Genomic DNA, 25,681 nt, shown 5'->3' on the forward strand with positions numbered 1-25,681 from the left:
GAAGCACCGATCTACTTGCGTTTGGACCTGTTCCTCTAATTCCGCTTTTTGCCCGAGATTCTCGACATGGACGTTCGCCAACTCGCCTTCCTGGCCCGCCAGCCTTCGGCTGCCCTGCAACCACGCGACACCTTCTGGGGACTGTCGAAACGCGGGTTGGCGTTCATCCTCGCCAACATGATGTTCTGGCAGCCGGTAGTGGCGATGGCCGACGGCATCGTGGTCAACGGCAGCGGCACCAGTCTCGGCCAGGCCGGCAATGGCGTGCCCATCGTCAACATCGCCGCGCCCAATGGCAGTGGGCTGTCCCACAACCAGTTCAGCGATTACAACGTCGGCCAGCAGGGCGTGATCCTCAATAACGCCACCAACCGCACTCAGGAAACCCAGCTTGGCGGCATCATCCTCGGCAACCCCAACTTGGGTGGCCGTGCGGCCAATGTGATCCTCAACGAGGTCAATGGCGGCAGCCCCAGCCAGCTCAAGGGTTACACCGAAGTGGCCGGGCAATCGGCCCATGTCATCGTCGCCAACCCCTACGGCGTCAGCTGCAACGGCTGCGGCTTCATCAACACCCCCAAAGCCACCCTGACCACCGGCAAACCGGTGATCGAGAACGGCCAGATCCAGCGTTACCAGGTGGACCAGGGCAGCGTCGCCATCGAAGGCGCGGGGCTCAACGCCAGCAATATCGACCGGTTCGAAATCATCACCCGCAGCGCCAAGATCAACGCCGAGATCCAGGCCAAGCACCTGGCGGTGATCGCCGGGGCCAACGATGTCGACGCCAAGACCTTGAACGCCAAGGCACGCACCGCCAACCCGGCGGATGCGCCGCAACTGGCGATCGACTCCTCGGCCCTGGGCGGTATGTACGCCGGGGCGATCAAGCTGGTGGGCACTGAAGCCGGGGTGGGGGTGAAACTCGACGGCAAGCTGATCGCCAGTGGCGGTGATATCCAGATGGATGCCAACGGTCAGTTGCGCATGGTGGAGGCGAGCGCCGAGAAGGGTGCCGTGGCGATCAAGGCGCAAAGCCTGGAGGCCCAGGGCGCGGTCTACGCCGGCACCGATCTCAAGGTGCAAACCCAAGACGACCTGAACAACCACAGCACCCTGGCGGCGGCCAACAGCATCAACCTGGGCAGCGGCGGGCAACTGAACAATCAGGGCATCATCGAAGCCGGGGTCAATGCCGACAACAGCCGCAACCAGCGCGGCGATGTCACCCTGACGGCGCAAAACCTGAACAACCGTGGCCAGAGCGTGGTGGCCAGTCGTGATCTGAACGTCACCACCACCCAGACCCTGGACAACCAGGGCGGTACCTTGAGTGGCAAGCGCCAGGTGACGGTCAGCGCCGCCACTCTGGATAACAGCCACCAAGGCAAGGTTCTGAGCGCCGAACGCCTGCAACTCAATGCCGGGCAAGTGCGCAACGGCCAGGGCGGCCTGATAAAGAGTCAGCAGTCCCTCAACGCCACCCTGGGCCACCTGGGCAACAGCGGCGGCGAGCTGTCGAGCCAGGGCAGCAGCACCCTGGTGCTGGCCGGCATGGACAACCTCACCGGCGTGGTACTGGCGCAACAGACCCTGGAGATCACCGCTACTGAGCAACTGGACAACCAGGGCGGGCTGCTGTCGGGCTGGCAGGGCCTGACCCTCAAGGGCACCGGCCTGAACAACAGCAACAAAGGCACCGTCTCCAGCCTCAAGGGCGGTGTCGACATCACCCTCAGCGACGACTTGAACAACAGCCAGGGCGGCGCCCTGGTCAGCCAGCAGGCCCTGGACGTCAAGGCCGCGAGCCTCGACAACAGCCTCAAGGGCGTGATCTCCAGCGCCGGCGAGCAAAGCCTCAAGCTGCGCGACCTGCTGGACAACAGCCAGGGCGGCTCCATCGACAGCGCCGCGACCCTGACCCTGCGCGCCATGACCCTGGGCAACCAGGGCGGCACCGTCAACGCCGCCGGCGACCTGGAGTTCATCGGCAGCGACCTGGACAACAGCCACGGCACCTTCACCGGCAAGCAGGGCGTCACCCTCGAACTGCTGGGACGCTTGATCAACAACCAGGGCACCCTGTCCGCCGCGGGCCCTTTGCTGCTCAAGCGCAGCACGGCGGTTGAAAACCAGGGCGGTGAGCTCTCCAGCCAGCAGTGGCTGCGGCTGTTCACCGAACGCTTGGACAACCGGCAGAAGGGCCGGGTCGCGGCCAATGATTCAGTGTTGATCAGCGCCACTGATCAAGTGCAGAACAGCGATGGCGGCGAGATCCTCAGCCGCGAAGCCGACCTGCAACTCAATGCCGAGCGTCTGGACAGCGCCAAGGGCCTGCTGCAGGCCAAGACCCGCCTGGCCCTTGAAGTTGCCTCCGTGGCCGGCAACCAGGGCGGGCAGATCATTGCCCAGCAGGGCGACCTGACGCTCAAGGCGGGCCACCTCGACAACCGCGCGGGCAAGGTCTCGGCCCTCAGCGGCGGCGCCACCCTGAAAACCGCCGCCGATGGCCGCCTCGACAACCGCGACGGCGCGCTCTTCGCCCAGCAGGCGCTGCATATCAGCGCCAAGGACCTGGACAACAGTGCTGGCCAGATCAGCGCCCGGCAGATCGAGCTGGAACTGGCTGGCGCCCTGGACAACCGCCAGGGCCTGATCGAAAGCCGCAGCACCCTGGCCACCGCCGCCGCCAGCCTGGACAACCAGCGCGGGCAACTGCGGGCCCTGGGCCTGGCGAGCAAGACCCGCTTCGATATTGGCGGCACTTTCGACAACCGCGACGGCTTCCTGGAAACCGCCAACCACGACCTGGCCTTCGACGCCGGGGGCTTCAACAACCGCGGCGGCAGCCTGCTGCACAGCGGCAGCGGGGTGTTCGGCATCTCCATGGCCAACCTCGAAGACGTTGGTGGCCGCCTGAAGACCGCCGGCCAACTGACCCTGGAAGCCGAGCGCTGGACCAACAGCAGTGCAATCCAGGCCGATCAGTTGCTGATTAAGGTCGACCACCTGACCCAGACCGCCGACGGCCAGCTCCTGGCGGGCAAGGGCCTGACCGGCAGCGGCAGCCACTGGAGCAACGACGGCCTGATCGGCAGCGACGCCGCGCTCAACCTCGACCTGAGCGGCAACTACAGCGGCAAGGGCCGCCTGAGCAGCCTCGGCCAGCTGGACCTGCACGCCGCCCAGCTGGATCTGGCGGACAGCGCCAGCATTGCCGGTGGCGCCAACAGCATTCTGAAAATCGATGGCGCGCTGAACAGCGCCGGGCGCATCACCGCCAGCCAGAAACTGCGGTTGAACGCCGCCAACATCCACAACCTTGGCACCCTGGGCAGCGGTGAAGACCTGAGCCTCACTGCTGCCACTCTGCTCAACGACCATGGCCTGATCTCCAGCGGCGGCAATATGCAGCTGCTGACCACCAGCTTCACCAACCGCTACGCCCAGGTGTACAGCCTGGGCACTGCGCTGATCGCCAAGGACGACCAGCAAACCCGCGCCGACCTGCTGGACAATCGCTCCGGGGATATCGAAAGCCAGGGCAAGCTGAGCATCGCCGCCAGCACCGTCAACAACGTCATGGACGTGCTGCAGTACACCGAGCACGAAAAGAGCGCCGCCAGCATTACCCGTTTGTCCTGCACCCTGATTCCCGGCGCCGGCTGCGACGACCGTGGCGGCGGTCGTATCAACGGCCTGTGGGAAGTGGCCGAGACCGACCGCCTGCGGGTGACCAACAGCAGCGCCGCCGCCAGCCTCAACAGCGGCGCCGACCTGCAGATCGACACCCAGACCCTGACCAACACCAGCAGCCTGATCACCGCGGCCGGCGACATCAACGTCAAGGCCGAGACCGTCCACAACCAGGGCCTGCAACCCCAGGAAATCACCACCCTGCGGCGCTACTGGAGCTTCGTCAACGAAACCGGCAACGCCGCAGCCCATGCCGCCGCGTTCAACGCCCGCAACAACCCGACTCCGTCTGCCAGTTTTGCCTCCGATCTCAGCGCCTTTATCGCCTGGACCGGGGTAATGCTGTCCTCCAGCAGCAAAGTGGTGGACGGCGACCAATCCTTCGCCGCCACCATCCAGGCTGGCGGCAAGGTCAACCTCAAGGCTGACAAAACCCTCGACAACAGCGTGATCCGCTCCTTCTACGAGTACGTCGGCGCCGGCAAGACTCTGACCGACACCGGCGTTGGCAACGGCTACTCGACGCCGATCCGGATCAACCCGCAACTGCCCCCGGAACTGGCCCAGCAACAGGTCAACCCCCTGGTACTGCCGGGCTTCACCCTGCCCACCAGCGGCAACGGCCTGTTCCGCCTCAGCGGCCAGGGCAGCACCTTGGCCCAGGCCCCGACGCCCGCGCAGATCGCCGGCCTGCCGGACGCCGCGAGCCTGTCCCGGCCGCACAAGTACCTGATCGAAACCAACCCGGCGCTGACCAACCTCAAGCAGTTCATGAGCTCGGACTACCTGCTGTCCAATCTCGGCTACAACCCCGATGAAAGCGCCAAACGCCTGGGGGACGGTTTCTACGAACAGAAACTCATCCAGCAAGCCATGGTGGCCCGCACCGGCCAGCGCTTTATCGACGGCCAGGACAGCAACGAAAAGCTCTTCAAGCACCTGATGGACAACGCCCTCCAGAGCAAGCAACAGCTTGACCTGTCGGTGGGCGTGACCCTGACCTCCGAACAAATCGCCGCCCTGACCCACGACATCGTCTGGCTGGAAAGCCATGAAGTGAACGGCGAACAAGTGCTGGTGCCAGTGCTGTACCTGGCCCAGGCCAACAACCGCCTGGCGCCCAACGGCTCCCTTATCGCCGGCAAGGACGTGAGCCTGATTGCCGGCAAGGACTTGAACAACGTCGGCACCCTGCGCGCGGCTAATGACCTGTCGGCGGTGGCGGGGGCGAACCTGGTCAATAGTGGGTTGGTGGAGGCGGGCAACCGCCAGGACCTGCTGGCGGGCAACCATCTGGTCAACCGCGCCGGCGGCATCATCGCCGGGCGCGACGTGACCCTGACCACCACCCAGGGCGACGTGATCAACGACCGCACCCTGACCACCCACCAGAGCAAAAGCGACGACTACGTCCGCGAACAGCGTCGCGACTTCCTCGACAGCGCCGCCCGCATCGAAGCCAACAGCCTGAGCATCGACGCCGAACGAGACTTCGACAGCAACGGTAGCGTCCTGCACAGCGGTGGCGACACCCGCATCAAGGCCGGTCGCAACGTCAGCCTCACCGCCGTCGAACAAGTGGTCAGTAACGACCGCGGCATCGGCAACCTCGACCAGAGCAGAACCCAGCACGGCGCCACCCTGGAGAGCGGCGGCGACCTGAGCATTGAGGCCGGAGGCAACGTCACCGCCGTCGCCAGCCAGATCGACGCCAAGGGCGACGTCTCGATGACGGCCAAGGACCACCTGACCTTGGCCTCGGCCGCCAATGAACAACACTGGGCCAGCAAGACCGGTACCACCAAGAGCGAAGAGGATCGCGTCCACCAGCAAGCCACCACGGTGACGGCGGGCGGGGATGTGATGCTCAAGTCCGGCCAGGACATGACCCTGATTTCCAGCAAGGTCAAGGCTGGGGATGAAGCCTATCTGGTGGCCGGTGGCGAACTGAACCTGCTGGCGGAGCAGGACAGTGAACATTCGCTGTATGACATGAAGAAGAAGGGGGGCTTTGGCAACCTCAAGACCCAGCGTGACGAAGTCACCCGCACCACCCATATCGGCAGTGAAATCAGTGCCGGAGGCAACCTGACGCTCAAGAGCGAGGGCGACCAGAAGTATCAGGTCGCCAAGTTGCAAAGCGGCAAGGACATCACCCTGGACAGCGGCGGCGCCATCACCTTCGAAGGGGTGAAGGATCTGCATCAGGAGAGTCACGAGAAGACCAATAACAACTCCTTCTGGGTGTCCTCCAAAGGCAAGGGCAATACCGACGAAACCTTGCGCCAGACCCAGATGGTGGCGGCCGGCAACATCGTGATCAAAGCCGTTGATGGCCTGAAGATCGATGTGAGGCAGGTCAACCAGCAAACCGTTAGCCAGAGCATCGACGCGATGGTCAAGGCCGACCCGCAATTGGCTTGGCTCAAGGAGGCCGAGAAGCGTGGCGATGTTGATTGGCGGCTGGTAAAGGAGATCCACGACTCCTACAAGTACAGCAGCTCCGGGCTGGGGCCGGCTTCGCAGATCATTATTGCGATTGTAATGGCGGCGGTGGTTGGGCCTATGGCCATGGGCGCTATGGGGACCGCCACCGGTGGAGCGGTTGCTGCGGGGACCATGAGTTCGGGGACTGCTGGAGTGCTGGTGTCGAGTGCGGGAGCTATCGCTACAGGCGCCGCGACTAATGCAACCGTTAGTTTTATCAACAATGGCGGAAATCTGGGGGCGGTATTTAAGGATGTGACCTCTTCCAGCGCCATGAAAGGGTATGTGATCTCCGGTGTTACTGCGGGGCTTACATCTGGTTATTTCAATGAGTGGACAGGTACTTACACCAACCCAGTAACGAATCAGGTTATTGGGCCGAACCTCAGCACTTGGACAGGTGTTGGGCAATTTGCTGCGAGCCAAACACTGCAGAATGGTACCTCCATGCTGTTGAGCAAAGCGTTGGGGCAGGGCGGCAGTGCAAGTGATGCTCTGAAAAGTGCCTTGTTCAACACTTTGGCGGCTGCGAGTTTTAACGCTGTTGGGGATTACACCAAAAAATGGGGGATCAAGGATGGCACCCTGCCGAAAATCGCTATTCACGCGATGGTGGGAGGACTGCTCTCGCAAGCGACTGGTGGTGACTTCAAGACCGGGGCATTGGCAGCTGGGGCCAATGAAGCCCTGATCGAACATCTCAATCTTCTTGTCCAAGATGACAAAGTACTATTGGGTATGAGCTCGCAAATTGTAGGAGTTTTGGCTGCTGCTAGCCAGAAGGACGCAGATGCAAAATCTATAGAAAAAGGAGGGTGGATAGCTAAAAATGCCACCGCATATAACCGCCAACTACATCCAGATGAAAAAGAGTTAGCGAAGCGTTTGGCGGCTCGGAGTGGCGGTAAGTACTCAGCTGAACAGATTGAAGATCAACTGCGCCTGTCTAGTGTAAATGGTACTGATATCGGCCCTGGAACCGATACTGTTGCGACTAAGGAGGGACGGTATGATGAGTCGGGTAAGTGGTTACCATTGGGGAATGGTCAGTATTTTCAAGATTTTGCCAAACTTGATCTGAATATCGTTGCTTATATAAATGAGCAAACAAACGCATACAGTTGGGCGAATTTTCCTTCGAGTCCAAATACAGACTGGAGCAAATCTCCTAGTATTAGTGATGAGAGGCGAGATCGGCTTTCTGGGCATGTATTAGATGGTGATGGTGGCTATCGTTTACCTGTTATGGTGGGAGACGAAGCTTTTAGTCCCCGTTTTTTTTCATGTGGAGATGTTTCATGCGTATCCCTAGGCGGCAATGCTGATACGTCTGATCTAGAAACTATTCGCTGGAATGATGCATTAAATCGAAAGGCTATTAGCGATGTAACTACTATGGGAAGTTTAGCTCCCGTACCAGCTACTTGGTTAGGGAAGCTATTGGGTGCACTATTTGGTCGAAGTGTAATTGTTGGAGGGGAAGCGGCAGGCCTGAAAGTCACGGGCAACCTACTTGGGAAGGAGAGGTCTCTCGGGAGCGCTGCGGGACACGACTATGCTGGTGGGGTTCTTGAGGGAGGAACTGGTACCGCATATGCTGGTCATGGTCAGTATAGATATGGAGTCGGGGAAACTATTGTTCCTGAAGGAACAGCTATAACTTTGCCCCGAGAGGGCATTCGTATCACAGACGCAACTGGGCAATTTATCGAGCGTGGTGATTGGGAGGGATTATTCGCAGCAGGGTTAAAAAATCCTCGTATTGCTAACGATATTGAAGGCATGGCAACTTGGTTGCCAGGTGCTAAAGTTCTTAATTACTCTCTTAGTGCGCCTACAAATCTGATGATTTTGAAAAACTCATCAACGGTGGAACAGCGCACATCGCTTTCTGAATTGCTAAAGTCCTACGCAGGGTGTGTACAATGGGCTGCATGTACAGAATTCGTGAGGTGATTTATGTATTTTAAGGATTTGAGTGATTATTCTTACTATTTAAATAGTGGGCTACCTAGTGTAAAGAATGTCGGTTGGATAGATTCAAGGCATTATTTTGAACGAGGTGATGTTCCAAAGGCGGTTGTTGATAAGCTGCATCAGCTGATAGCTGGCTCTGCTGTATTTGATGCTCATGTAAATAAGATACGAGGTATTCATCCGTGTAATTTATGCGGCGAGCGAAATATTGAGGTCTCTGTAGGTAGTAAAAATATATATATTGGTAGCTCTGAGATTTGGGTGCCGTATGCTTGTGCTGATGGGTATTTTGCCTCCCCTACGATGATAGTTCACTATATAGAAGTACATGGATATAAGCCGCCGGATGAATTTATTGAAGCGTTAATGGCTGTGGATTTAGATGTGGAGTACTCGGCTCAAGATGCTTATATGCTGGCTGTTTCTAAGGTTTGAGTATGGTTTTTAAGGGCGATCTATAGAACGTTGTTGGTGGTGAGGGGGTGGTCAGAAAAGATGGTCGAGTTATTATTTGCTGCCGCTATCGATCTTTGGGTTTCGATTCTCAGGTGGTGTAATGACTTTGGATGAGATTTGGCGGCTATATTTGCACCACGAACATTAAGTGGCTCACGAGATAAGAGGGTGGGGCCTTGTTATGAATTGTTTCGAGCTGGAAGACGTTCTTGACTTAATTTTCCTGAAGTTGAATGAGCCAGTGAGGGATAGGGTAGTTTAGCTTTTAGAATGTTTTGAAAAAAACATAGGCTCAAGATCCATGTTTAGATTATCCAAGGCCGTGGTAGAAATGGATGTTGTTGGCCGTTATTTGCGTCAAGGATGCATTATTGAGCGCTATTACTAAGAGAGCAGGTCAGTTTTTGAACTATAGGTGTATGGTCAATCACGAGAGAAAAAGGGCGACCTTCAAGCCGCCCCTTTTTGCTCACTGAAGCACTTGCTCTTGCATTCGCCTTGTCGTCACATCCATCAAATCACACCCATCGCGTAGCAGAATGCAGCACACCAGCGACAGTTCCTGCAGAACAACTGCACCTTTGGGCGCGTCATCAGAAACCGCGAAGTTTTCCAGTAGTTGAGTCACAGCGCGAATGCGGTAAGCCGCTGCATCGTGCAGGACGTCAATGGGGGCTTGGGTATCGATCAGCAGGGAGGGAATGTTGCAGTCGTGACCGGTAATCGGCATGTATCGATTCAGAGTCGTCATGGATCTTACTCCTATATCAATCTGAGCCATCACCTTCTGCCGCCAAACAGAGTAAGGGTGACGGATTACACAAGGTTGGCGGACCAGGGATATAGGACCTGGCACTCCCGAAGGCGTCCCTGCGCTACCCACCATGTTCCGTGCCCGCTCACCCGGCTCCAGGGTTGAGCAAAATGCTCAGCAAATACAGCAAAACGGCATATTTCACTGCCCGGCCCCGGCCCCTAACCTTGTCTCCATCAGCTTCTTCAACCCGGATGGAACACAACAAAAATGACTGAATACAACATTGCCCTGGTGGGCTTCGGCGGGGTCAATCGGGCCCTGGCGCAACTGATTGCCGAGCGCAATCAGGCATGGAAAAAACAGCTGGGTTTCAGTTTGAAAATCGTCGGCATCAGCGATCTGTTCCTCGGTTCCATCGTGGCTCCCCAGGGGCTGGATGCCGGTCTGCTGAGCAAGCTGCCGGCAACCAAAGGCGCGTTGGCGCAACTGCCGGGCGGTCAGGTGGAGGCGCTCAATGAACAGGTGATCAAGGATTCCGGCGCCGACATCATCGCCGAGGCCACCTTCACCAATCCGGTGGACGGCGAGCCGGCCAGCACCTTCTGTCGCTGGGCCCTGGAGCAGGGCAAGCACGTGGTGACCACCAACAAGGGGCCGATTGCCCTGCACGGCGCCGAGCTCAAGGCCCTGGCCCAGCGCAATCAGGCGGCGTTCGAGTACGAAGGCGCGGTGATGAGCGGCACCCCGGTGATCCGCATGGCCAAGCAGTCCCTGGCGGGCAGCGAGCTGCTGGGTTTCGAGGGCATTCTCAATGGCACCTCCAACTTTGTGCTGACCCGCATGGACGCCGGCCTGGGCTTTGCCGAGGCGGTGGCCGAGGCCCAGGCCCTGGGGTACGCCGAGGCCGATCCAACCGCGGATGTCGAAGGTTTTGACGTGCGCTTGAAGGTGGTGATCCTGGCCAATGAACTGCTCGGTGCTCAGCTGACCGTCAGCGACGTCAGCTGCCGCGGCATCTCCGGCCTGACGGCGGCGGACCTGGAGCAGGCCCGGGCCGAGGGCGCACGCTGGAAGCTGATCGGTTCGGCCCGGCGCCTGGCCGATGGCTCGCTGCAGGCCAGTGTCGAGCCGCGGCTGTTGCCCCTGGCTCATCCGCTGGCGGGTATTGGCGGGGCGATCAACGCGGTGTCGTTCAACACCGAACTGCTGGGCGCGGTGACGGTGTCCGGGCCGGGCGCCGGGCGCATCGAGACGGCCTTTGCCTTGCTCTCGGACATCATCCACATCCACCAGTCGCGCACCAGCCGCTAGGAGCCTGTCCATGAATCTGTCACGTCTGGCGCCGGTCGCCGATTCGATTGACGTCTGCAGCCCCTTCGATGGTCGCCTGGTCGGGACCGTGCCACGCCTTGACGCCTGTGCCGTGCCCTACCTGTTGCAGCAGGCGCGCCAGGGTGTGAACGACTGCGCCGCGATGCCGCGCCATCAGCGGGCACGGATTCTGGAGCGGGCGGCCTTGAATATCGAGCGCGACGCCGAGCATTTTGCCCGGCTGATCGTCGATGAAGCGGGCAAGACCCTGAAACAGGCGCAGAAGGAGGTCAAGCGCTGCGTCAACACCCTCAAGCTCTCGGCCGAAGAGGCCAAGCGCAATGCCGGCGAGGTGCTGCCCTTCGATGCTTACGAAGGTTCGGAGAACCGCCAGGGCTGGTTCTCTCGCGAGCCTCTGGGGTTGATCCTGGCGATCACCCCCTACAACGATCCGCTGAACCTGGTGGCGCACAAGCTGGGCCCGGCCATTGCCGGGGGCAACGGGGTGATCCTCAAGCCGTCGGAGCTGGCGCCGCTGTCGGCCATCAAGCTGGTGGACTACTTGCGCGATGCCGGGCTGCCGACTTCGGTGGTGACCCTGGCCACCGGCGGCGCGGAATTGGGCAAGGCCCTGGTGGCGGCCCGCGAGGTGCGGATGATTTCCTTCACTGGCGGCTTTGTCACCGGCGAGCAGATCGCCCGCAGCGCCGGCCTGAAGAAGCTGGCCATGGACCTGGGGGGCAACGCGCCGGTGATCGTCATGGCCGACTGCGACCTGGCGGCGACGGTGGAAAGCTGTGTGTCCGGGGCGTTCTGGGCGGCGGGGCAGAACTGCATCGGCACCCAGCGCCTGCTGGTCCAGGCCTCGATCTACGAGGCGTTTCGCGAAGCCTTTGTGCGCCTGGCCCGGGAGCAGGTCAGTGGCGATCCATCGGCCGACAGCACGGATATCGGGCCGATGATCAGCCTGCAGGCCGCGCAGAACGCGCAGAATGTCGTGGATGAAGCACTGCAGCAGGGCGCGCGGTTGCTCTGCGGGCATCAACGCCGGGGTTCGTGCTACGCCGCCACGGTGCTGGAGAATGTCGACCATGGCAGTCGGCTGTGGCAGGACGAGGTCTTTGCGCCTGTGGTGGTCTTGCAGTCGTTCGACGATCTGGATCAGGCCATCGCCCTGGCCAACCAACCCGAATACAGCCTGCATGCGGGGATCTTCACCAACGATCTGCGCACCGCTATGGATGCCGCGCGGCGGATCGAGGCGGGCGGGGTGATGATCAACGATTCGTCCGATTACCGTTTCGATGCCATGCCGTTTGGTGGCTTCAAGTACGGCAGCCTGGGCCGCGAAGGGGTGCGTTTCGCCTATGAGGAAATGACCCAGCCCAAGGTGGTGTGCCTCAACAGCCTGAGCTGAGGCCGATTGCAGCAACACGACAGGTCGTCGGGCACCGGGCAGGTTTGGTCACCTGCCCGGTGTTTTTTTGTCTGCGCGGCAGCGGATCGAATCGACCCGGGGAGCGGGGGTGGTAGAGTCCGCCCACCCAGGATGAAGGATGCGGGAAGCGCGAATGATCAAGCTGTTGTGGCAACAAGGGCGCGGGCTGTGGCTGGCGCTGTTTCTCGGGCTGCTGCTGCCGGCGCAGGGCTACGCCGAGCCGGTGCCACCGGGGTTGGCGAGAATTGAGCTGGACCGGCGGATCATCGATCTGAGCGGCACGCTGGACGCGGCGCAGCAGCGCATGAGCGAGAAACTTGCGGCCCTGGAGCAGCGCCGCGGTGCGCAGATCGCGGTGATGCTGGTGCCCAGCCTCGGCCAGCAAAGCATCGAAGCCCTGAGCAACCAGCTGTTTCGCGCCTGGAAGCTGGGGCGCAAGGGGATCGATGACGGCCTCCTGCTGCTGGTGGCGAAGAACGATCGCCAGGTGCGCATCGAGGTGGGTTATGGCCTGGAGCCGGTGGTCACCGACCTGCTGGCCGGACAGATCATCGCCCGGGACCTGACCCCGGCCTTTCGCCGGGGGGATTTCGCCGCAGGCATCGAACAGGCCCTGGATGACCTGATTGTGCTGGTGGACGGTGGCGAACTGGCGGAACCGGCGCCCTTGCAGGTGCCCTTGCAGATCCCCCTCGAAGTCTATGCCTTGCTGCTGGCCTTCATCATCGGGGCGGTGGCGGGAGTGATGCTGGCCGCGGGCTGGAAGTGGCGCCGGGTCCTGGCCGCTCTGGTGCTGCTGGTGGCGTTGCTGGTGGGCGCGGTCGGCGGTCGCGAGTGGCTGGTGCAATTGTTCCTGGTGCCGCTGTGCATGCTGGTGGGTGGGGCGACGTTCGCCGGGTTGTGGCAGGCGCGCCGGGTGTTCTACGGGGTGCTGGGGCTGCTGCTGTACATCGCTGTGCTGACCCTGGTCAGTCAGTTCCTGGGCCGCTCGACCTTCCTCTACGGGCTGGCCTGGCCGGCCGGCGTGCTGCTGGTGCTGGGAGGGCATTGGCTGCTCTATCGCATGATGCGCAACCGCTGGCGCAAGAGCCCCAAGGGCTTTGCGTGGCGACTGGGGGCGCTGCTGGTGCTGATCCTGCTGATGGCCTGGGGTGTCGACGCCTGGAGTACGGCTCGGCAGTGGCTGACGCTGTTGCCGTTCGCCTACTTCCTCGGTTTCATGCTGTTTGCCAGTACCGGCGGTTTTCACTGGACCAGCGGCGGCGCCAGTGGTGGTGCCAGTGGTGGCGGTAGTGCCGGCAGTTCGAGCTCGGGAGGCGGGTTCTCCGGAGGCGGCGGTTCCAGTGGCGGCGGTGGAGCGTCGGGCAGTTGGTGATTCGCCTGTTGGCCTTTCCCATGGCGGACGGACCGGCCCAGGCGCTGCCGTGTCCGTCCGAGTTTGTGGATCAGACGACTTCGTCGATCAACGAGGTTTTTGGCGCCGTGACCGTGACCGGTGGCTGAGGCTGTTCCTTGGCCTTGTCTCTGAGTTTTTCCAGCGCCTCTTTCTGTTCCGCCGTCAGGGGCGGTGGGGTCAGCACCTTGCCCGAGTCAGGCAGCTTGATGCCGGGCAGAGAGCCGCCGGCGGTCAGGGGGGGAAGGGGACGGTTGTTTATTTCCATGTCACTGCATCCTTCAGTGGGGGGTGAATAAGAGATAACGGCCGTCTTGTGCCGATCTTTAGAGCCGATGCTCTAGATCGCCAGTCGAGGGCGGGTCTATGTGATCGGCAAATCCAATCCACCCCTCAAGGCGCGCCGGGGCGGGGCAAGCAATCGCCACAAGGGGTGATCCAGTACCTGCTCCCGTTGGGTTCAGGGCGCCCGATACCCCGCAAGTACTGCCGGGCCCCTTGCTGGCTTAGCGGCCCAGGCGGGCGATCAGGGGCTCGAGCGTCGGACGTTTGCTCTGCCACTCCGCCTTGGTGATGCCCAGCAGGACCACGTCGATGCGCTGGCCATCCTTGAGGATGTTCTGGCGCCGCAGCCCCTCCTGTTGGAAGCCGAATTTCAGGTGCATGTTGATGACGGCCGGATTACTGGCCAGCACCTCGCAGTTGAGCTTTTCCAGGCCGGCTTCGTTGAAGGCGTAGTCCAGCATCCAGAATTCGATCTGGCTGCCCAGGCCTTTGCCTTGCTGTTCGGCGTCCAGGTAGAACGCCCAGTCGGCGGTTTTCTGGCGGGCATTGATGGCGTTGAGTGACACGATGCCCAGGGCCCGGCCGTGCCCCATGACCACAAACACCGCCTGGGCCGGATTGCCCCGCAGCGACTCCAGCCAGCGCTGGTGTTCCTGCTCGCTGATTTCGTGGGCGGTGTACATGTACTGGCGCACCTCTTTCTGGTTGCGCAGCGTGCGTACGTGGGCCTGGGTGGCGGGGTCGGCATCGACCAGGGGGATGAACTGCATCCTGATGTCCTTCTCGGATGGGTAAGCGGTGGTGGCGCATGATGGCATATCCACGGCCGCTGCATGGATTTGTCTCGCGGGACAAGAACCGGTAGAAAGAGCCCTCGCATTCAGAAAACAGATACCTGCATGAGCAACATCGAGAAACCCAATAGCCGCCTGTTCGACCTCGACTTGCTGCGGGCCATTGTCACGGTGGCCGATTGCGGCAGTTTCACCACGGCGGCCAGTCGTCTGCATTCGACTCAGTCCACCGTCAGCCAGAAGATCCGCCGCCTGGAGGAGATGGCCGGGCACCGCCTGCTGGAGCGTGGCAATCGCGATGTCCTGCCCACCGATGCCGGCGCCACGCTGCTGGGGTATGCCCGGCGCCTGCTGGCGCTGAACGACGAGATGCTTGAGGCGCTGTCCGGCGCCACGGTGGCGCTGACGGTGCGGATCGGCGTACCGGATGACTTTGCCGCGGGGCGCACCACCGAGCAGTTGGCCGCCTTCAATCGCCGCTATCCCCAGGTCAAGCTGGAAGTCACCAGCGGCATGAGTCGCGACCTGAGCGCCAGCTATGACCGCGGCGAACTGGACCTGGTGGTGCTCAAGCAACTGCGCAACAGCCGCGAGGCCCTGGGCTGCTGGCCGGAGAAGACCCGCTGGGTGGACAGCGCGAAAAACCCCTGCATCGACCTCGACCCGCTGCCCATCGTCACCTTCCCGCCGCGTGGGGTGTACCGCGATGAAATGATCAATGCCCTGGAGTCCATCGGCCGGCGCTGGCACATCAGTTTCACCAGTTCCAGCCTCAGTGGCCTGCAGTCGGCGATTGCCGATGGCATGGGCATCGGCCTGCTGCCGATGCGCGCGGTGACGGCGGGGCATCAGGTCCTGGCCCGCAGCAGCGGGTTGCCGTCGGTGGATGTGTTCGAGGTGGCGTTGCTGCACCGTCCGGCGGCGGATCCCATGGTCAAGGAGCTAGCCCGGGTATTGTCTCGGGTGCTGGCCCAGGACACCCGGGGCTGAGTCTGTTTGGTATTTGATAAATGAATATGCCGGATTCCGGTATTTAATTTGTGCATGAAAGCGGCGCTGGATATCGTGGTGCACAGCAGAGGTCCGCGCCGCCCTTCGTGGCGCGTCGACCCGCAGCTTTGTTGACCCTGGCGGCGCTGCTGCACGGGGCAGCAAAACAACAATGAGGAGAGTCTCGATGTCCAAAACCACTTATTACGCACCCCACGGCGGGCACCCGGCGCAGACCGAAATGCTCACCGACCGTGCCATGTTCACCGAAGCCTATGCCGTGATCCCCAAGGGCGTGATGCGTGACATCGTCACCAGCCACCTGCCGCACTGGGACAACATGCGCATGTGGGTGATTGCCCGTCCGCTGTCGGGTTTTGCCGAAACCTTTTCCCAGTACATCGTCGAAGTGGGCGCCAATGGCGGCAGCGACAAGCCCGAGCAGGACCCCAACGCCGAAGCGGTGCTGTTCGTCGTCGAAGGCGAAGTCAACCTGACCCTGCAGGGCCAGGAGCACGTCCTCAAGCCCGGCGGTTATGCCTTCATCCCGCCGGCGGCCGACTGGAAGCTGCGCAACACCAGCGGCACCGAGGCGCGTTTCCACTGGATCCGCAAGCACTACCAGAAAGTCGACGGCGTGCCGTACCCGGACGCGTTCGTCACCAACGAGCAGGACATCGAGCCGCGGGTGATGCCGGACACCGAAGGTCGCTGGAGCACCACGCGTTTTGTCGACATGAGCGACATGCGCCACGACATGCACGTCAACATCGTCAACTTCGAGCCGGGCGGCGTGATTCCGTTCGCCGAGACTCATGTCATGGAGCACGGCCTGTATGTCCTGGAAGGCAAGGCGGTGTATCGCCTGAACCAGGACTGGGTCGAAGTCGAGGCCGGTGACTTCATGTGGCTGCGCGCCTTCTGCCCGCAGGCCTGCTACTCCGGCGGCCCGGGTCGCTTCCGCTACCTGCTGTACAAGGATGTGAACCGCCAGATGCGCCTGACCCTCAACGCACCGCATTGAGCCGATCGCCGGGCAGGGCCGCTCAAGGGCTCTGCAGCGGCGTGCGGCGAGGGATGAAAACCGGCGAATATTCGCCGGTTTTTTTATTGCTTGTCAGAACAATCACAGCGTTGCCGCTTGATTCGATAAGGCCAGCTTTCTAGAATTTTGCCGCCGCTTGAGCCGGACCAGTAAGCGCTTGTTTTTCCGCGAGACACAAGGAGGTGCCCTATGAGCCAGTTTCCAACGATGTTTCCACTACTGAACCATCAACAAAATTCTGGAGGGGCAATCACTGCTCCGCGGAGACACCCACATGCAAATGCTTTATCCCTCGGTAACCCTCACCCCCGTATCTACTTGCGATGAAGAAGCGCAATGTTGCGCGCTGCAAGTGCGCGACGAGCAAAGTGACTTCATTGCCAGCAACGCAGAATCATTGGAACAGGCCGACCAAAGCCCTTGGTGTGAACCCCTGGCGGTGCGCGCTAGCCATTCCGGTGAACTGGTTGGCTTCCTCATGCATGCCCTGGACCCTGATGATAATGGCCGATGGATCTATCGGCTGATGGTCGATCGACGCTATCAGGGGATGGGCTATGGGCGTGCCGCGTTGCGTGCACTTTTGGCCTATCTGAGGCCATTGCCGGGCGGTCCCTGGGTCACTCTCGGCGTTGCGCCGGACAACAGGGAGGCGCGCAATCTATATGCTTCGGAAGGCTTTCTGGAGACAGGCGAGGTGATTGATGGGGAGCTGGTGATGCGCTTGCGCCTGTCGTGAGCACCGACGTGAAATGAGGTCCCGGATCGGCTTCACTGTCTCCCGGGTTTCAGCCTGACGCATTTGACCATGAACGTTACCGAGCCCCGCCATCGTGCGGGGCTTTTTCATGAGCCGTTCCTGGACGGGAAGGTCGCAGAGCCACCTTGCGGCCCGGGCTGTACCTGCGTCTGGCGTTGGCCAGTGGGCCCTGGGAAGGGCGTTGAACAATCAATGCGCTGAAAAAGCCCGACGATCCCAGGGCGACTGTCTGGCAGTAGTGGTACCGTCTACGCTGCACTCCTGGAGCTTCCTCAATGAATCGCCAATGCCCATCTCGCCTTGTCACAACGCCTCCAGCTGTGCCGGGCAACGACGATTTTGCTCCTCACCCACCTATTTGGCAGCAAGATCCGGACTTGCCGATCATGGGCAGCGCTGCAGCGGCCATCATGGGGTTCTGCTTCTTGGTGCTTTGGTCTTTCCCGGTCTTGGTGCTGACGATATTGCTCCTTCTGGGGGCCGAAGCGATGCTAGGCGAACCGCGCAGCGATGGGTCGAGTTTCACAACGGCGCTTCTCATCCAGTTCCTGCTGGGCTTTACCGTGCTCATGGGACTGGTCTTCGCGTGGATTTTCTCTGTGCCCAGAGTGCTGGCCTTCACGTTCGACGAAAACCAGCAACTGCTGACCCTTACCGTCAGCCGGCGCGGCCGTAAGCCCACCGAAGTACGGGTGCCATATAGCGACATCATTGGCATCTACCCTTACGTGTTCGCCAGTTATGACCGCGATGGCCATTTCAGCGTTTTGTGTCAGGGGCCAAGGGGCAAGCAGTCGCTATACCGATTGGCCGAGGGTACTTCTCTGGAAGAAATGGAGTTTCATTCGGCGTGGTTGCGAGGAGCGTTAGGCGAACGGATGCATAACCTGGCGGATCTGGACAAATGAACGAAGCGCGCCCATCCCGCCACTTCTTCGGGCGTTTATCCGTTCGAGGCATTGGGGGAGGAGGTACATGATCCTTGAATTCATGGCCGCGTGGTTGATTGGGGTGAGGGTGTTATGGGGGACTTGATAGGGGAGGCGTTGTTTCATGCGACCTGACTGGAACGGCCGGCCAATGAGGGTGAAGCGCATTGGCGTCCAGACAGTTTCTTGCTGTCGGCAAGGCAGTGAACGGCAACCTGGCTGAGGTGTCGTCAGTTCAATTAAGTGCAACTTGAGCCTTGAAGGAAAAGAGGACGCCACTTGTCGAGCAGCCTGTGCGCGGCGTCTCTTGGTTGTTCAATGCACGCTGCGGGCGGCCTTCCAGAGGTCTTGCGCACCCAGGCCGGCCTGCCAGGCTTCGAAGCGGGATCGCCATTGTTCAAAAGCCGGGCCCAGGGGATGACGGGGGTCGCCGCTGAGTGAATAGGCCATACCCTCGATCAGCCCTGATGCCTGGCGTTGCCCGCCGGTGGTTGACCTTGCCAAGACCATCCGTGAAGTGTCGATGCGGTCGAGCAAGGTCGCCGTGGGGAATGACTCTGCTAATACCAGCGTTATTGACCAATACATCGAGCTGCCCCCACGCGGCGATCGCCTCGTTAACAAGCCTGACCCTGTCAGCTTCGACAGCAAGATCGGCTTGTACATAAACAGCCTGTTTCAGTTCAGCGGCCATAGCGCGTCCCGTATCCGCAGAACTTCGCGAATGGAGCACCACCGCATAGCCTGCCTGGCTGAGTGCACGTGCAATGGCTGCACCGATGCCGGAAGTGGATCCTGTCACCAACGCGACGCGTAATCCGTTATCGATTATCGGATTGGGGGTCATATGGACTTCTCTGATGGGTTGCTGGAAAGCCGTTATCGGAGCACCAAGCGGGCAAGGTTGGAACGGGTCGGCGTAACCAGGCACGGGCCTTGTTCATCAGCGTCTATTTCCCTGAGGGCCGAGTAGAGCGCCGCATGATAAGGGCTGCCGATTCCAAGTCCAGCATCCTGTCCGTTGGGCAGGTCGACAGGAGCCCTGTATGCGCAAAGATGGGAGCAGGGTTGCCGTTGAATCCGACGCCTGTTAGAACGCCGGCCCAAAGTGTCGCCAAGGGCTGCAATCAATGTTTCTGCTAATGATGGTTCTCTCGCTATGGGCGGAGGATCCTGCCTATGTCGTCAACGAAGAAAACTGCAAATTCGGACATTTTGTTGAGCTACCGAAGGACAACAGACAGGGGCGGCTGATCAAGGCGTGCATCTATCGAATGGAAGGTAAAACCCCGCCTCTTTTTGAACGCGTGCAGGCCAATCCTGTTCGGCCACTGACAGAACTCATGAAGGCGCCTGCTGAATTACGCTAACGCGGCTTCGCTAACCGTTCGCTGGAACTTGAGGAAAGTGCTGTGGGGAGGCTGATTTTATTTCAGGCATGACTTTGATGAAGTCCTGTGCCGCTGCACGTGATGCCAGGAGAACAGACTTCAGAGCGTAGTAGCGATTGCCAGGGCCAGTTGTTCGTCGGTCATGTACGGCTGGCCATAGGCCGAGTGGTAGTAGCGAACGGCTTGCTCGAATTGAGCGCCGCGAATCTCGCCATTTGAGCCTACGAATGCCAGTGCATCAGCCTTGGCAGGCTGGAATTGCTTCACCGCCAGCTCAGATAGTCCGGTTGTTCCTGAAAGAAGCAAGGTTGGAGCCAGCGTTATCATCATCATCGAGTTTTGATAGGAGTCCTTGTTTTCCGCCGCGGCTTGAGCACCGGTCAATGCCAGGATGACGAACACTAGAGTTTTCCATTTATGCATTCCTCACCGCTTCCTTGCTGCCTGCCGAATAGTGGCGCAACGATACCAAGGTGGGTCGCTGTATAGATAGAAGAATCCCGGTGCCGGGCGGGGCTCGATACGGAGGCCTGTCAATCATCAGCCGTTGTTCACCACATCGCCCCCGGCGGGTTTGGTCGTAGGTTCTATCAGGTCCGCCCCGTGGTTCCTGACGTTGCCGATGGCGATGCTGACTCTGAACCATTCGAAGGCGTCGGCGGGCTCGCCCTGGTACAAGGCCATCTGTTCGGCGCGCTCCTTTGGCGTGGTTGGATCGAGCCATTCCCGGGCCTGCTCTGGCGCCAGGACCACCGGCCGGCGGTCGTGAATATCGACCATGCCACCTTGGGCGTCGGCAGTGATGATCACAAAGCCGTCGTGCTCTGCGCGGCCTCGCTCTGGATCCGGAAGTTGTCCGATCGAGGCACAGAGGATGGGGGAGCCGTCGCGGTGCCGGATCAGGTAGGGCTGCTTCTTCGCGCCGCCTTCATCCACCCACTCGAACCAGTTGTCGATCGGGCATAGGGCTCGGTGCGGCCAGATCTGGCGGAAGAACGGACCGTGGGCCACTTTTTCGACCCGGGCATTGACCGGGGTTGCGCGATCATCCGCCCAGTGCGGCCGCCAGCCCCAGCGCACGGCGTCGGCATGCAATGCTTCGCCGGCAACATGGAAGAGGACAAGCTGCATTGTCGGCGCTGCGTTGTAGCGCCCCAGGGGCTGGTCGCCAACGCTGTTGACCAGTGCCCCTGGCATGCTCAGGGCAGCGACGAAGTCGTGGATACCGCGATACTGAGAAAGTCTTCCGCACATTGCTGTGCCCTCACGCTAGGAGCGTAAGCATAGCGCCGCCTGTGGGCTTCTATTCATCAGCGCGTTCAGTGGTGAAGAGATTTGGCATGGCGCAGCTTGGCTTGAACTTCAATGGCGTTGAGGAGGTTGACGGGGCCCTCTATGCGCCAGCGTGGTGATACCGCGTCGAGTAGCGATGTGGTGTGTTTTTTTGTTCGGCAGGACGCCGGAGGAGGGCTGGTTAGGGAACACGTCCACAATAGTGATGGAACGCTTTGAGTGGAATGGCACCAAACCTGGACGCCAGACACAAAAAAGCCCTGATAAATCAGGGCTTTCTCGTTGAGATTTGGCGGAGGCGTAGAGATTCGAACTCTAGGACCTGTTACAGTCGGCGGTTTTCAAGTCTGTAGAATAATCTATATAAATCAATGAGTTATTGGTTATTCGTTTCCGCATGCTGCTTCAAATCTATGCCGTGTAAGCCGCTAAATTCAAGGGGGGCTGGCCGGGTTGCGGAAACGAATTTTGCTGTCATCGAGTGGGTTTCACGATCTCTCCGACCCGGCGATACACCGTTTCAGTGATGCGCTTGTCGGTGTGCCCAAGCAGGCGGCTCGCTTGCCCAAGGTCGTCAATTTCGCTTGCAGCCTTAGGGCGGATGTCTCTGAACTGAAACTGCCTGATGCTTGCCGCCAGGTGAGCGTCTTCTACTTCGAGCGCCCTCGAGATCGCGACGTTGCGAGCATCATCAAACCGCAGGCGCAGCATGGCTGTAGTGACCTTGCGACCGTCCTCCGTGACAACCAGGTAGGGATTTCGCACTGCTCGCGCTTTGCGTTGCTCAACAAGCCTGCCTATGAGCTTGCCCAGGTCATTGCTTTCCTCTTCTACCCCAAGTCGGATTCGAAGCTTTTTCGATGTTTTGCCCTGGGCAACCTGTAGAAATCCGCCTGCCACGTCCGTTTCTCGCATCGAGAGCACGTCAGACGGGCGCTGGCCGGTAAGGTAAGCAAGATCCATGGCGTCTCTCAGCTCTGATACAGCAACGCCGTAGACGGCGTTCCAGATCGAGGCGTCGGCATAAAAGTCTCGAGGTGTTTCTTTGTTCTTGCGTACACCGGCCGCCGGATTCTCCTTGTCAGTGATCCCCCATTCCCTCGCGATGTTGTAGATGTGAGATAGGAGCGATATCTCACGGTTCCCCCTGACTTTCGCTGTTCGCTTGTCGCGGTATTGGGCGATCACTTGCGGCGTTATGGCGTCTATCGGGGCGTCGCTGAATGCCTTCCTAAGCTGGGTAAGCGAGAGGAGGTTGTCGCGCTGAGTTCTTGGTTTTTTTGCCGGGATGATCTCTGCTTCGTATCGATCGAAAACCAGCCCAAGCCTGGTGGTTTTCTTCGGCAGTGGCTTGCAATCAAGCTTCGCCCATTCTGCTTTCGCAATGTCCAGGTCCCCGCCCAGGGGGATTTCTTTGCGCCTTCCTGATTCATCTCTCCCGTCGTAGTAGTACCCCACCCATTGCTTCCCGCCTTTGAGCGTCCTAACCCGCCGCAGCATCCGCGGCGGCAGGTCTCTGTTTTCTGCCTTTCTTGGGCGCATTCCTTACCCCACACGCGAAAGATCAAGTGACCAGGTTTCGGCGGCCACGTTTTCGGCGGACGGCTTGACTCCTGCCAGCTTCATTCGGGCATAGACTCGGCCAACCACGGGGCGTCTTGCCCCCGTTAGGACGAACTTCCATCCGTTTTGATTGAGCCAGTCCAGTTGCTTTGATGGAATCTGGTATCCAGTGATAGCTGCCAGTTCTTCCTCGGCGAGTGTTTCGCTTGGAATTTCCATGTTGCTTCTCATGGCTGGTGCCCCTCGATGATCATGCGGTAGTGGAACCACCGATTTTTCTGTGTCTTGTGGTTGATCCCGCGCAGCTCCCCGGGACGTGACCAATGGTTGCCGTGACCGATCACCTCGATATCGCTTTTCCCGCGACCGACACTCACGCGCACGAGGCAACCTGTCGGCCATGCTTTTTTCACGGCCGTTGCTAGTGCGAGATTCGCTTCCTCGACGGCGTTCTGGCATGCCAATACATCATCGCGCTTGCTCATGCGGCCTCCTTTAACTGCTCGGCTTGGCGCCAAGGGTCATTTGCGCGGGCGAGGGCTGCCATTGGCGGTGGGCTGACGCTGTTGCCGCACATGTGAACTTGTTGGGTCTTGGTGAATGGCTTGCCGTCGGCGCCGTGGCTGATGATGTAGTCGTCGGGGAAGCCCTGAGCCTTGTACAGCTCGGAGGGTTGCAGCATCCGCAGGCAGATATCGACGATCACATACGGCGTTCCCTTAATCGTGACGGTGACCAGGCCCAGGCGATCCTTGGTGGTGATCGTCGGGGTTGGATCGCCGGCAGCGCTCACATTCTCGGTGCCGTAGTAGCTGATGAGGAATGCCGCGACGCGCAAGGCTCCCTCTTCGTGTTCCGGCGATAGGGTGTACTCGACCACGCCGTGATGAGTGCCAGCTGCGCTGACGGTGTGCAGTGGTTCGGCACAGTCCTTCGCATCACAGTTGCCGCGCAGGTGCAGCAGGTTTGCCGTCACCAGCTGTTGCTGGCTGCCTGTGTTGGTAACCGTGGTCATTGGGGCTTCGACGCTTTTGGCATGCGTGGCGTTGAAGCCGCCATTCATCTGGGCCATGAACACCGTTGAGATACCCATAGCGTGGGCGGCGCCGGCCGGGCGCTGGTAGTTGCCGCCGCTGGTAATGGTCGGCAGCGGTTCGTCGAGCGCTTTGCCTTCGTCCGCGAACCGGAACTTCACCAGGTGAGCGGCTGCAACTGAATGCCCGCCGCTGGCTGTCACCGTCCCCAGCGGGGCGCCGGCAAACTTGCTGCCGTCGCCCCAGCGTTGAACACCGCCAGGCTTCCCTTCGCCATGCGCAGCAGTGACCATCACCGGACTGATCAACGTCAGCTCGCCGCGATTCGCGCAGGTCACAGTCGGCAGCGGGGCGGACGGGTCGTTGATGCGATCGCTGCCCTGGTGCGTTGCTGGCGCGATGATCGGGCTGGCGATTGCGAATGATCCGCCGCGGGGCCAGGACGTCACGGTCCGTAGCGGCTCATGGGATGATTGCACGCTATCGCCGGACCAGTTCGCAATCGGCACGATGAACGGGTCAGCGGCATCGAGGACGAATTTCTTCATGCCCTTGGCGATCCGGCGCAGTGTGGCTGGTGCCAGAGGCTTGGGCCGGTCGAAGATGCTTTTGCTTGGGATCGTCCAGTCAATGCACTCGGCAGCAGTGCGCCACTTCTTCTGGCCTTTTGCTGGGTTCTTGGCATGGGTTGGCTCTGGCCACACGATGGGCTGGCCGTCGCAGCGGGCGATCATGAACAGGCGTTCCCGACTTGTCGGCGCGCCGAAGTCGCACGCCTTGATCACGCGCCACTCGACGGCATAGCCAAGGCGTTGCAGCTCGGCGACGAACACGGCCCAGGTTCGCCCGCGCCGGGCTGGATCTGGCACCAGGAACTGCTGGTGGACCGGCACAACCTCGCCCGGCGCAGCCACACTGCCACTGAGTTTCACTACCCGGCCTGTAGCCTTGTCGCGCTTTGCAACGAGAGGGCCCCACTGCAGGATCTGCTTCACGTTCTCTAGGCTGATCACCCGGGGCTTCTTCTTGCCCGCCCACTTGAGGCCGATCCACGACAGGTTTCGGATCTCGCGCTTGCGCGGTTGTCCGCCAGCGGCCTGGCTGTGGTGTGTGCAGTCCGGCGACATGTGGAACCAGCCTACGGCCTTGCCGCCGCATTCGGTGTCCGGATCACCGTCGAACACGTCGGTGGTGTAGTGCACGGCGCCCGGGTGATTCACGGTGTGCATGCTGATCGCTGCAGGGCTGTGGTTCTTCGCGACTTTCACTGCGCGGCCCAGGCCCATCTCCAGGCCGGTTCCGGCTCCCCCGCCACCGCAGAAGAAGTCAACGACGATCTCATCGTCTTGAGTGTTCAGTCCAAGGGAGTACTGGGTCTTGAAGTTGAAAGGAGGCAATTTCAGGGAGGTCATGCCGCGTCCTCCTGGCCCAGCTCGCCAGCTTCGCGCTGCTGATGCAGTTCGTAGGCTTCCCTCAGTGCTTCGCGTAGGTGCGGATAGCCCTCGGTGTCCGCTTCATGCGGGAAGGTGATGGTGCTGTTTTCATGACCGCCCCAGAGATCGCCGTGGGTGTTGAGCCATTCAATGAGTCGGGTGTCCAGCGATTCGCCGTTGTGCGCGGTAGCAGCGGTGACAGTGTGGAAGACTCGATAGGCCAGGGCACGGGCTTGGGCGGCAAGGGCGTCTGCTTTCGCCTGTACGGGGGCAGTCCCTGGGATTGCCTTGTACGTCGAGGCAGCAAGACCCAGGGCCTGGGCGATGCTGATCAGGGTCTGGTGGTCTTCCAGGGAGAAGGGTTGTGCCTTGAGCTGGCGCTGGCGGGTGTTGTGGTCGGCGAGTTGCTTTTTCAGTTCCTCGTGGGCCTCGACAGCTCGGGCCAGATCGTTGTTCAGTGCATGGATCCGGTCGCGGTCGTCTGCTGTGGCGCGAGCCAAGGCGCGCAGGAACGCTCGCCGGATTAAGTAGGCCATAAACGCCAGCCCAGTCAGTTGGCCCACTGCGATGATGATCAGGTGTTGAGTTTGCATGTGCTGTGATCCTCGTTAGAGCCCGCCGCCGGATGTGTAACGTGGTGAGAGGACGG

General features: G+C 60.5%; 20 protein-coding genes and 2 pseudogenes. 11 read left to right on the forward strand and 11 right to left on the reverse strand.

Annotated elements, in window-relative coordinates:
* The first annotated feature begins 66 nt into the window (after positions 1 to 66).
* Positions 67 to 8,139 carry a DUF637 domain-containing protein gene (locus ACMGG8_RS15415; RefSeq protein WP_233789226.1) on the forward strand — a complete coding sequence of 2,691 codons (8,073 nt, stop codon included), beginning with the start codon at positions 67 to 69 and terminating at the stop codon, positions 8,137 to 8,139.
* Between the two features lie 3 nt (positions 8,140 to 8,142).
* Entirely contained in the window at positions 8,143 to 8,595 is a 453-nt protein-coding gene (locus ACMGG8_RS15420) for a hypothetical protein (RefSeq protein WP_129405751.1), read from the forward strand.
* Between the two features lie 490 nt (positions 8,596 to 9,085).
* Here ACMGG8_RS15420 and ACMGG8_RS15425 read toward each other — a convergent pair whose 3' ends face one another.
* Positions 9,086 to 9,367 carry a hypothetical protein gene (locus ACMGG8_RS15425; RefSeq protein ID WP_060840060.1) on the reverse strand — a complete coding sequence of 94 codons (282 nt, stop codon included), beginning with the start codon at positions 9,365 to 9,367 and terminating at the stop codon, positions 9,086 to 9,088.
* Between the two features lie 273 nt (positions 9,368 to 9,640).
* On the opposite strand from ACMGG8_RS15425, the gene ACMGG8_RS15430 reads away from it, so the two are divergent.
* From ACMGG8_RS15430 to ACMGG8_RS15440, 3 genes are all read left to right on the forward strand, one after another.
* Positions 9,641 to 10,684, forward strand: coding sequence for a homoserine dehydrogenase (locus ACMGG8_RS15430; protein WP_108545707.1), 1,044 nt, complete (start codon positions 9,641 to 9,643; stop codon positions 10,682 to 10,684).
* A gap of 10 nt (positions 10,685 to 10,694) precedes the next feature.
* Positions 10,695 to 12,101 (forward strand): aldehyde dehydrogenase family protein, encoded by a 1,407-nt coding sequence (locus tag ACMGG8_RS15435; protein WP_414159852.1) that lies wholly within the window; start codon positions 10,695 to 10,697, stop codon positions 12,099 to 12,101.
* Between the two features lie 154 nt (positions 12,102 to 12,255).
* Positions 12,256 to 13,497, forward strand: coding sequence for a TPM domain-containing protein (locus tag ACMGG8_RS15440; protein WP_414159853.1), 1,242 nt, complete (start codon positions 12,256 to 12,258; stop codon positions 13,495 to 13,497).
* Positions 13,498 to 13,567: 70 nt separating this feature from the next.
* On the opposite strand, the gene ACMGG8_RS15445 is transcribed toward ACMGG8_RS15440, so the two are convergent.
* Positions 13,568 to 13,783 (reverse strand): hypothetical protein, encoded by a 216-nt coding sequence (locus ACMGG8_RS15445; RefSeq protein WP_414159854.1) that lies wholly within the window; start codon positions 13,781 to 13,783, stop codon positions 13,568 to 13,570.
* A 76-nt stretch (positions 13,784 to 13,859) separates the two neighbouring features.
* Here ACMGG8_RS15445 and ACMGG8_RS15450 point away from each other — a divergent pair.
* Positions 13,860 to 13,952 (forward strand): annotated as a pseudogene (locus ACMGG8_RS15450) (50S ribosomal protein L36); the annotation flags it as partial.
* Positions 13,953 to 14,021: 69 nt separating this feature from the next.
* On the opposite strand, the gene pseH reads toward ACMGG8_RS15450, so the two are convergent.
* Positions 14,022 to 14,570 carry a UDP-4-amino-4,6-dideoxy-N-acetyl-beta-L-altrosamine N-acetyltransferase gene (gene pseH, locus ACMGG8_RS15455; RefSeq protein WP_060840055.1) on the reverse strand — a complete coding sequence of 183 codons (549 nt, stop codon included), beginning with the start codon at positions 14,568 to 14,570 and terminating at the stop codon, positions 14,022 to 14,024.
* Positions 14,571 to 14,699: 129 nt separating this feature from the next.
* Between pseH and ACMGG8_RS15460 the strand changes: the two genes are divergently transcribed.
* The 4 genes from ACMGG8_RS15460 (at position 14,700) to ACMGG8_RS15475 (ending at position 18,297) form a co-directional block, all read left to right on the forward strand.
* Positions 14,700 to 15,584 (forward strand): LysR family transcriptional regulator, encoded by an 885-nt coding sequence (locus tag ACMGG8_RS15460; RefSeq protein WP_060840054.1) that lies wholly within the window; start codon positions 14,700 to 14,702, stop codon positions 15,582 to 15,584.
* A 187-nt stretch (positions 15,585 to 15,771) separates the two neighbouring features.
* The gene (locus ACMGG8_RS15465; RefSeq protein ID WP_047305085.1) at positions 15,772 to 16,608 is read left to right on the forward strand and encodes a bifunctional allantoicase/(S)-ureidoglycine aminohydrolase; all 837 of its coding nucleotides are present in this window, start codon (positions 15,772 to 15,774) and stop codon (positions 16,606 to 16,608) included.
* Positions 16,609 to 16,903: 295 nt separating this feature from the next.
* Positions 16,904 to 17,368 carry a GNAT family N-acetyltransferase gene (locus ACMGG8_RS15470; RefSeq protein WP_235759893.1) on the forward strand — a complete coding sequence of 155 codons (465 nt, stop codon included), beginning with the start codon at positions 16,904 to 16,906 and terminating at the stop codon, positions 17,366 to 17,368.
* Between the two features lie 296 nt (positions 17,369 to 17,664).
* On the forward strand, positions 17,665 to 18,297 hold the full coding sequence (locus ACMGG8_RS15475; protein ID WP_414159855.1) for a hypothetical protein: 633 nt from the start codon (positions 17,665 to 17,667) through the stop codon (positions 18,295 to 18,297).
* 511 nt (positions 18,298 to 18,808) lie between these two features.
* Here ACMGG8_RS15475 and ACMGG8_RS15480 read toward each other — a convergent pair.
* Positions 18,809 to 19,165 (reverse strand): annotated as a pseudogene (locus ACMGG8_RS15480) (SDR family NAD(P)-dependent oxidoreductase); the annotation flags it as partial.
* A gap of 295 nt (positions 19,166 to 19,460) precedes the next feature.
* Here ACMGG8_RS15480 and ACMGG8_RS15485 point away from each other — a divergent pair.
* Positions 19,461 to 19,688, forward strand: coding sequence for a hypothetical protein (locus ACMGG8_RS15485; protein ID WP_414159856.1), 228 nt, complete (start codon positions 19,461 to 19,463; stop codon positions 19,686 to 19,688).
* A gap of 120 nt (positions 19,689 to 19,808) precedes the next feature.
* Here ACMGG8_RS15485 and ACMGG8_RS15490 read toward each other — a convergent pair whose 3' ends face one another.
* From ACMGG8_RS15490 to ACMGG8_RS15520, 7 genes are all read right to left on the reverse strand, one after another.
* On the reverse strand, positions 19,809 to 20,132 hold the full coding sequence (locus tag ACMGG8_RS15490; protein ID WP_414159857.1) for a DUF2388 domain-containing protein: 324 nt from the start codon (positions 20,130 to 20,132) through the stop codon (positions 19,809 to 19,811).
* Between the two features lie 117 nt (positions 20,133 to 20,249).
* Positions 20,250 to 20,963, reverse strand: coding sequence for an SOS response-associated peptidase family protein (locus tag ACMGG8_RS15495; protein WP_414159858.1), 714 nt, complete (start codon positions 20,961 to 20,963; stop codon positions 20,250 to 20,252).
* A 513-nt stretch (positions 20,964 to 21,476) separates the two neighbouring features.
* On the reverse strand, positions 21,477 to 22,544 hold the full coding sequence (locus ACMGG8_RS15500; protein WP_414159859.1) for a tyrosine-type recombinase/integrase: 1,068 nt from the start codon (positions 22,542 to 22,544) through the stop codon (positions 21,477 to 21,479).
* A gap of 3 nt (positions 22,545 to 22,547) precedes the next feature.
* Positions 22,548 to 22,784: a DUF4224 domain-containing protein gene (locus ACMGG8_RS15505; RefSeq protein ID WP_414159860.1), complete on the reverse strand. Its 237-nt coding sequence runs from the start codon at positions 22,782 to 22,784 to the stop codon at positions 22,548 to 22,550.
* 8 nt (positions 22,785 to 22,792) lie between these two features.
* On the reverse strand, positions 22,793 to 23,050 hold the full coding sequence (locus ACMGG8_RS15510) for a hypothetical protein (protein WP_414159861.1): 258 nt from the start codon (positions 23,048 to 23,050) through the stop codon (positions 22,793 to 22,795).
* Positions 23,047 to 25,011: a DNA cytosine methyltransferase gene (locus ACMGG8_RS15515; protein WP_414159862.1), complete on the reverse strand. Its 1,965-nt coding sequence runs from the start codon at positions 25,009 to 25,011 to the stop codon at positions 23,047 to 23,049. Before ACMGG8_RS15515 ends, ACMGG8_RS15510 begins: the two co-directional genes overlap by 4 nt.
* Complete coding sequence (locus ACMGG8_RS15520; RefSeq protein WP_414159863.1) at positions 25,008 to 25,625, reverse strand: hypothetical protein; 618 nt, start codon at positions 25,623 to 25,625, stop codon at positions 25,008 to 25,010. The genes ACMGG8_RS15515 and ACMGG8_RS15520 overlap by 4 nt, the downstream gene beginning before the upstream one ends.
* Positions 25,626 to 25,681 lie beyond the last annotated feature (56 nt).

Origin of the sequence: Pseudomonas sp. BNK-45 (assembly GCF_047456255.1) — a bacterium.
Lineage (GTDB): Bacteria > Pseudomonadota > Gammaproteobacteria > Pseudomonadales > Pseudomonadaceae > Aquipseudomonas.

Bases quoted from the DNA above. Each gene is read 5' to 3' on its own strand.
- ACMGG8_RS15460 (WP_060840054.1), top strand. From the start codon at position 14,700: ATGAGCAACATCGAGAAACCCAATAGCCGCCTGTTCGACCTCGACTTG.
- ACMGG8_RS15520 (WP_414159863.1), bottom strand. From the start codon at position 25,625: ATGCAAACTCAACACCTGATCATCATCGCAGTGGGCCAACTGACTGGG.
- ACMGG8_RS15515 (WP_414159862.1), bottom strand. From the start codon at position 25,011: ATGACCTCCCTGAAATTGCCTCCTTTCAACTTCAAGACCCAGTACTCC.
- ACMGG8_RS15445 (WP_414159854.1), bottom strand. From the start codon at position 13,783: ATGGAAATAAACAACCGTCCCCTTCCCCCCCTGACCGCCGGCGGCTCT.
- ACMGG8_RS15505 (WP_414159860.1), bottom strand. From the start codon at position 22,784: ATGGAAATTCCAAGCGAAACACTCGCCGAGGAAGAACTGGCAGCTATC.
- ACMGG8_RS15510 (WP_414159861.1), bottom strand. From the start codon at position 23,050: ATGAGCAAGCGCGATGATGTATTGGCATGCCAGAACGCCGTCGAGGAA.
- ACMGG8_RS15430 (WP_108545707.1), top strand. From the start codon at position 9,641: ATGACTGAATACAACATTGCCCTGGTGGGCTTCGGCGGGGTCAATCGG.
- ACMGG8_RS15415 (WP_233789226.1), top strand. From the start codon at position 67: ATGGACGTTCGCCAACTCGCCTTCCTGGCCCGCCAGCCTTCGGCTGCC.
- ACMGG8_RS15495 (WP_414159858.1), bottom strand. From the start codon at position 20,963: ATGTGCGGAAGACTTTCTCAGTATCGCGGTATCCACGACTTCGTCGCT.
- pseH (WP_060840055.1), bottom strand. From the start codon at position 14,570: ATGCAGTTCATCCCCCTGGTCGATGCCGACCCCGCCACCCAGGCCCAC.
- ACMGG8_RS15435 (WP_414159852.1), top strand. From the start codon at position 10,695: ATGAATCTGTCACGTCTGGCGCCGGTCGCCGATTCGATTGACGTCTGC.
- ACMGG8_RS15425 (WP_060840060.1), bottom strand. From the start codon at position 9,367: ATGACGACTCTGAATCGATACATGCCGATTACCGGTCACGACTGCAAC.
- ACMGG8_RS15465 (WP_047305085.1), top strand. From the start codon at position 15,772: ATGTCCAAAACCACTTATTACGCACCCCACGGCGGGCACCCGGCGCAG.
- ACMGG8_RS15500 (WP_414159859.1), bottom strand. From the start codon at position 22,544: ATGCGCCCAAGAAAGGCAGAAAACAGAGACCTGCCGCCGCGGATGCTG.
- ACMGG8_RS15485 (WP_414159856.1), top strand. From the start codon at position 19,461: ATGATGGTTCTCTCGCTATGGGCGGAGGATCCTGCCTATGTCGTCAAC.
- ACMGG8_RS15475 (WP_414159855.1), top strand. From the start codon at position 17,665: ATGAATCGCCAATGCCCATCTCGCCTTGTCACAACGCCTCCAGCTGTG.
- ACMGG8_RS15470 (WP_235759893.1), top strand. From the start codon at position 16,904: ATGCAAATGCTTTATCCCTCGGTAACCCTCACCCCCGTATCTACTTGC.
- ACMGG8_RS15490 (WP_414159857.1), bottom strand. From the start codon at position 20,132: ATGCATAAATGGAAAACTCTAGTGTTCGTCATCCTGGCATTGACCGGT.
- ACMGG8_RS15420 (WP_129405751.1), top strand. From the start codon at position 8,143: ATGTATTTTAAGGATTTGAGTGATTATTCTTACTATTTAAATAGTGGG.
- ACMGG8_RS15440 (WP_414159853.1), top strand. From the start codon at position 12,256: ATGATCAAGCTGTTGTGGCAACAAGGGCGCGGGCTGTGGCTGGCGCTG.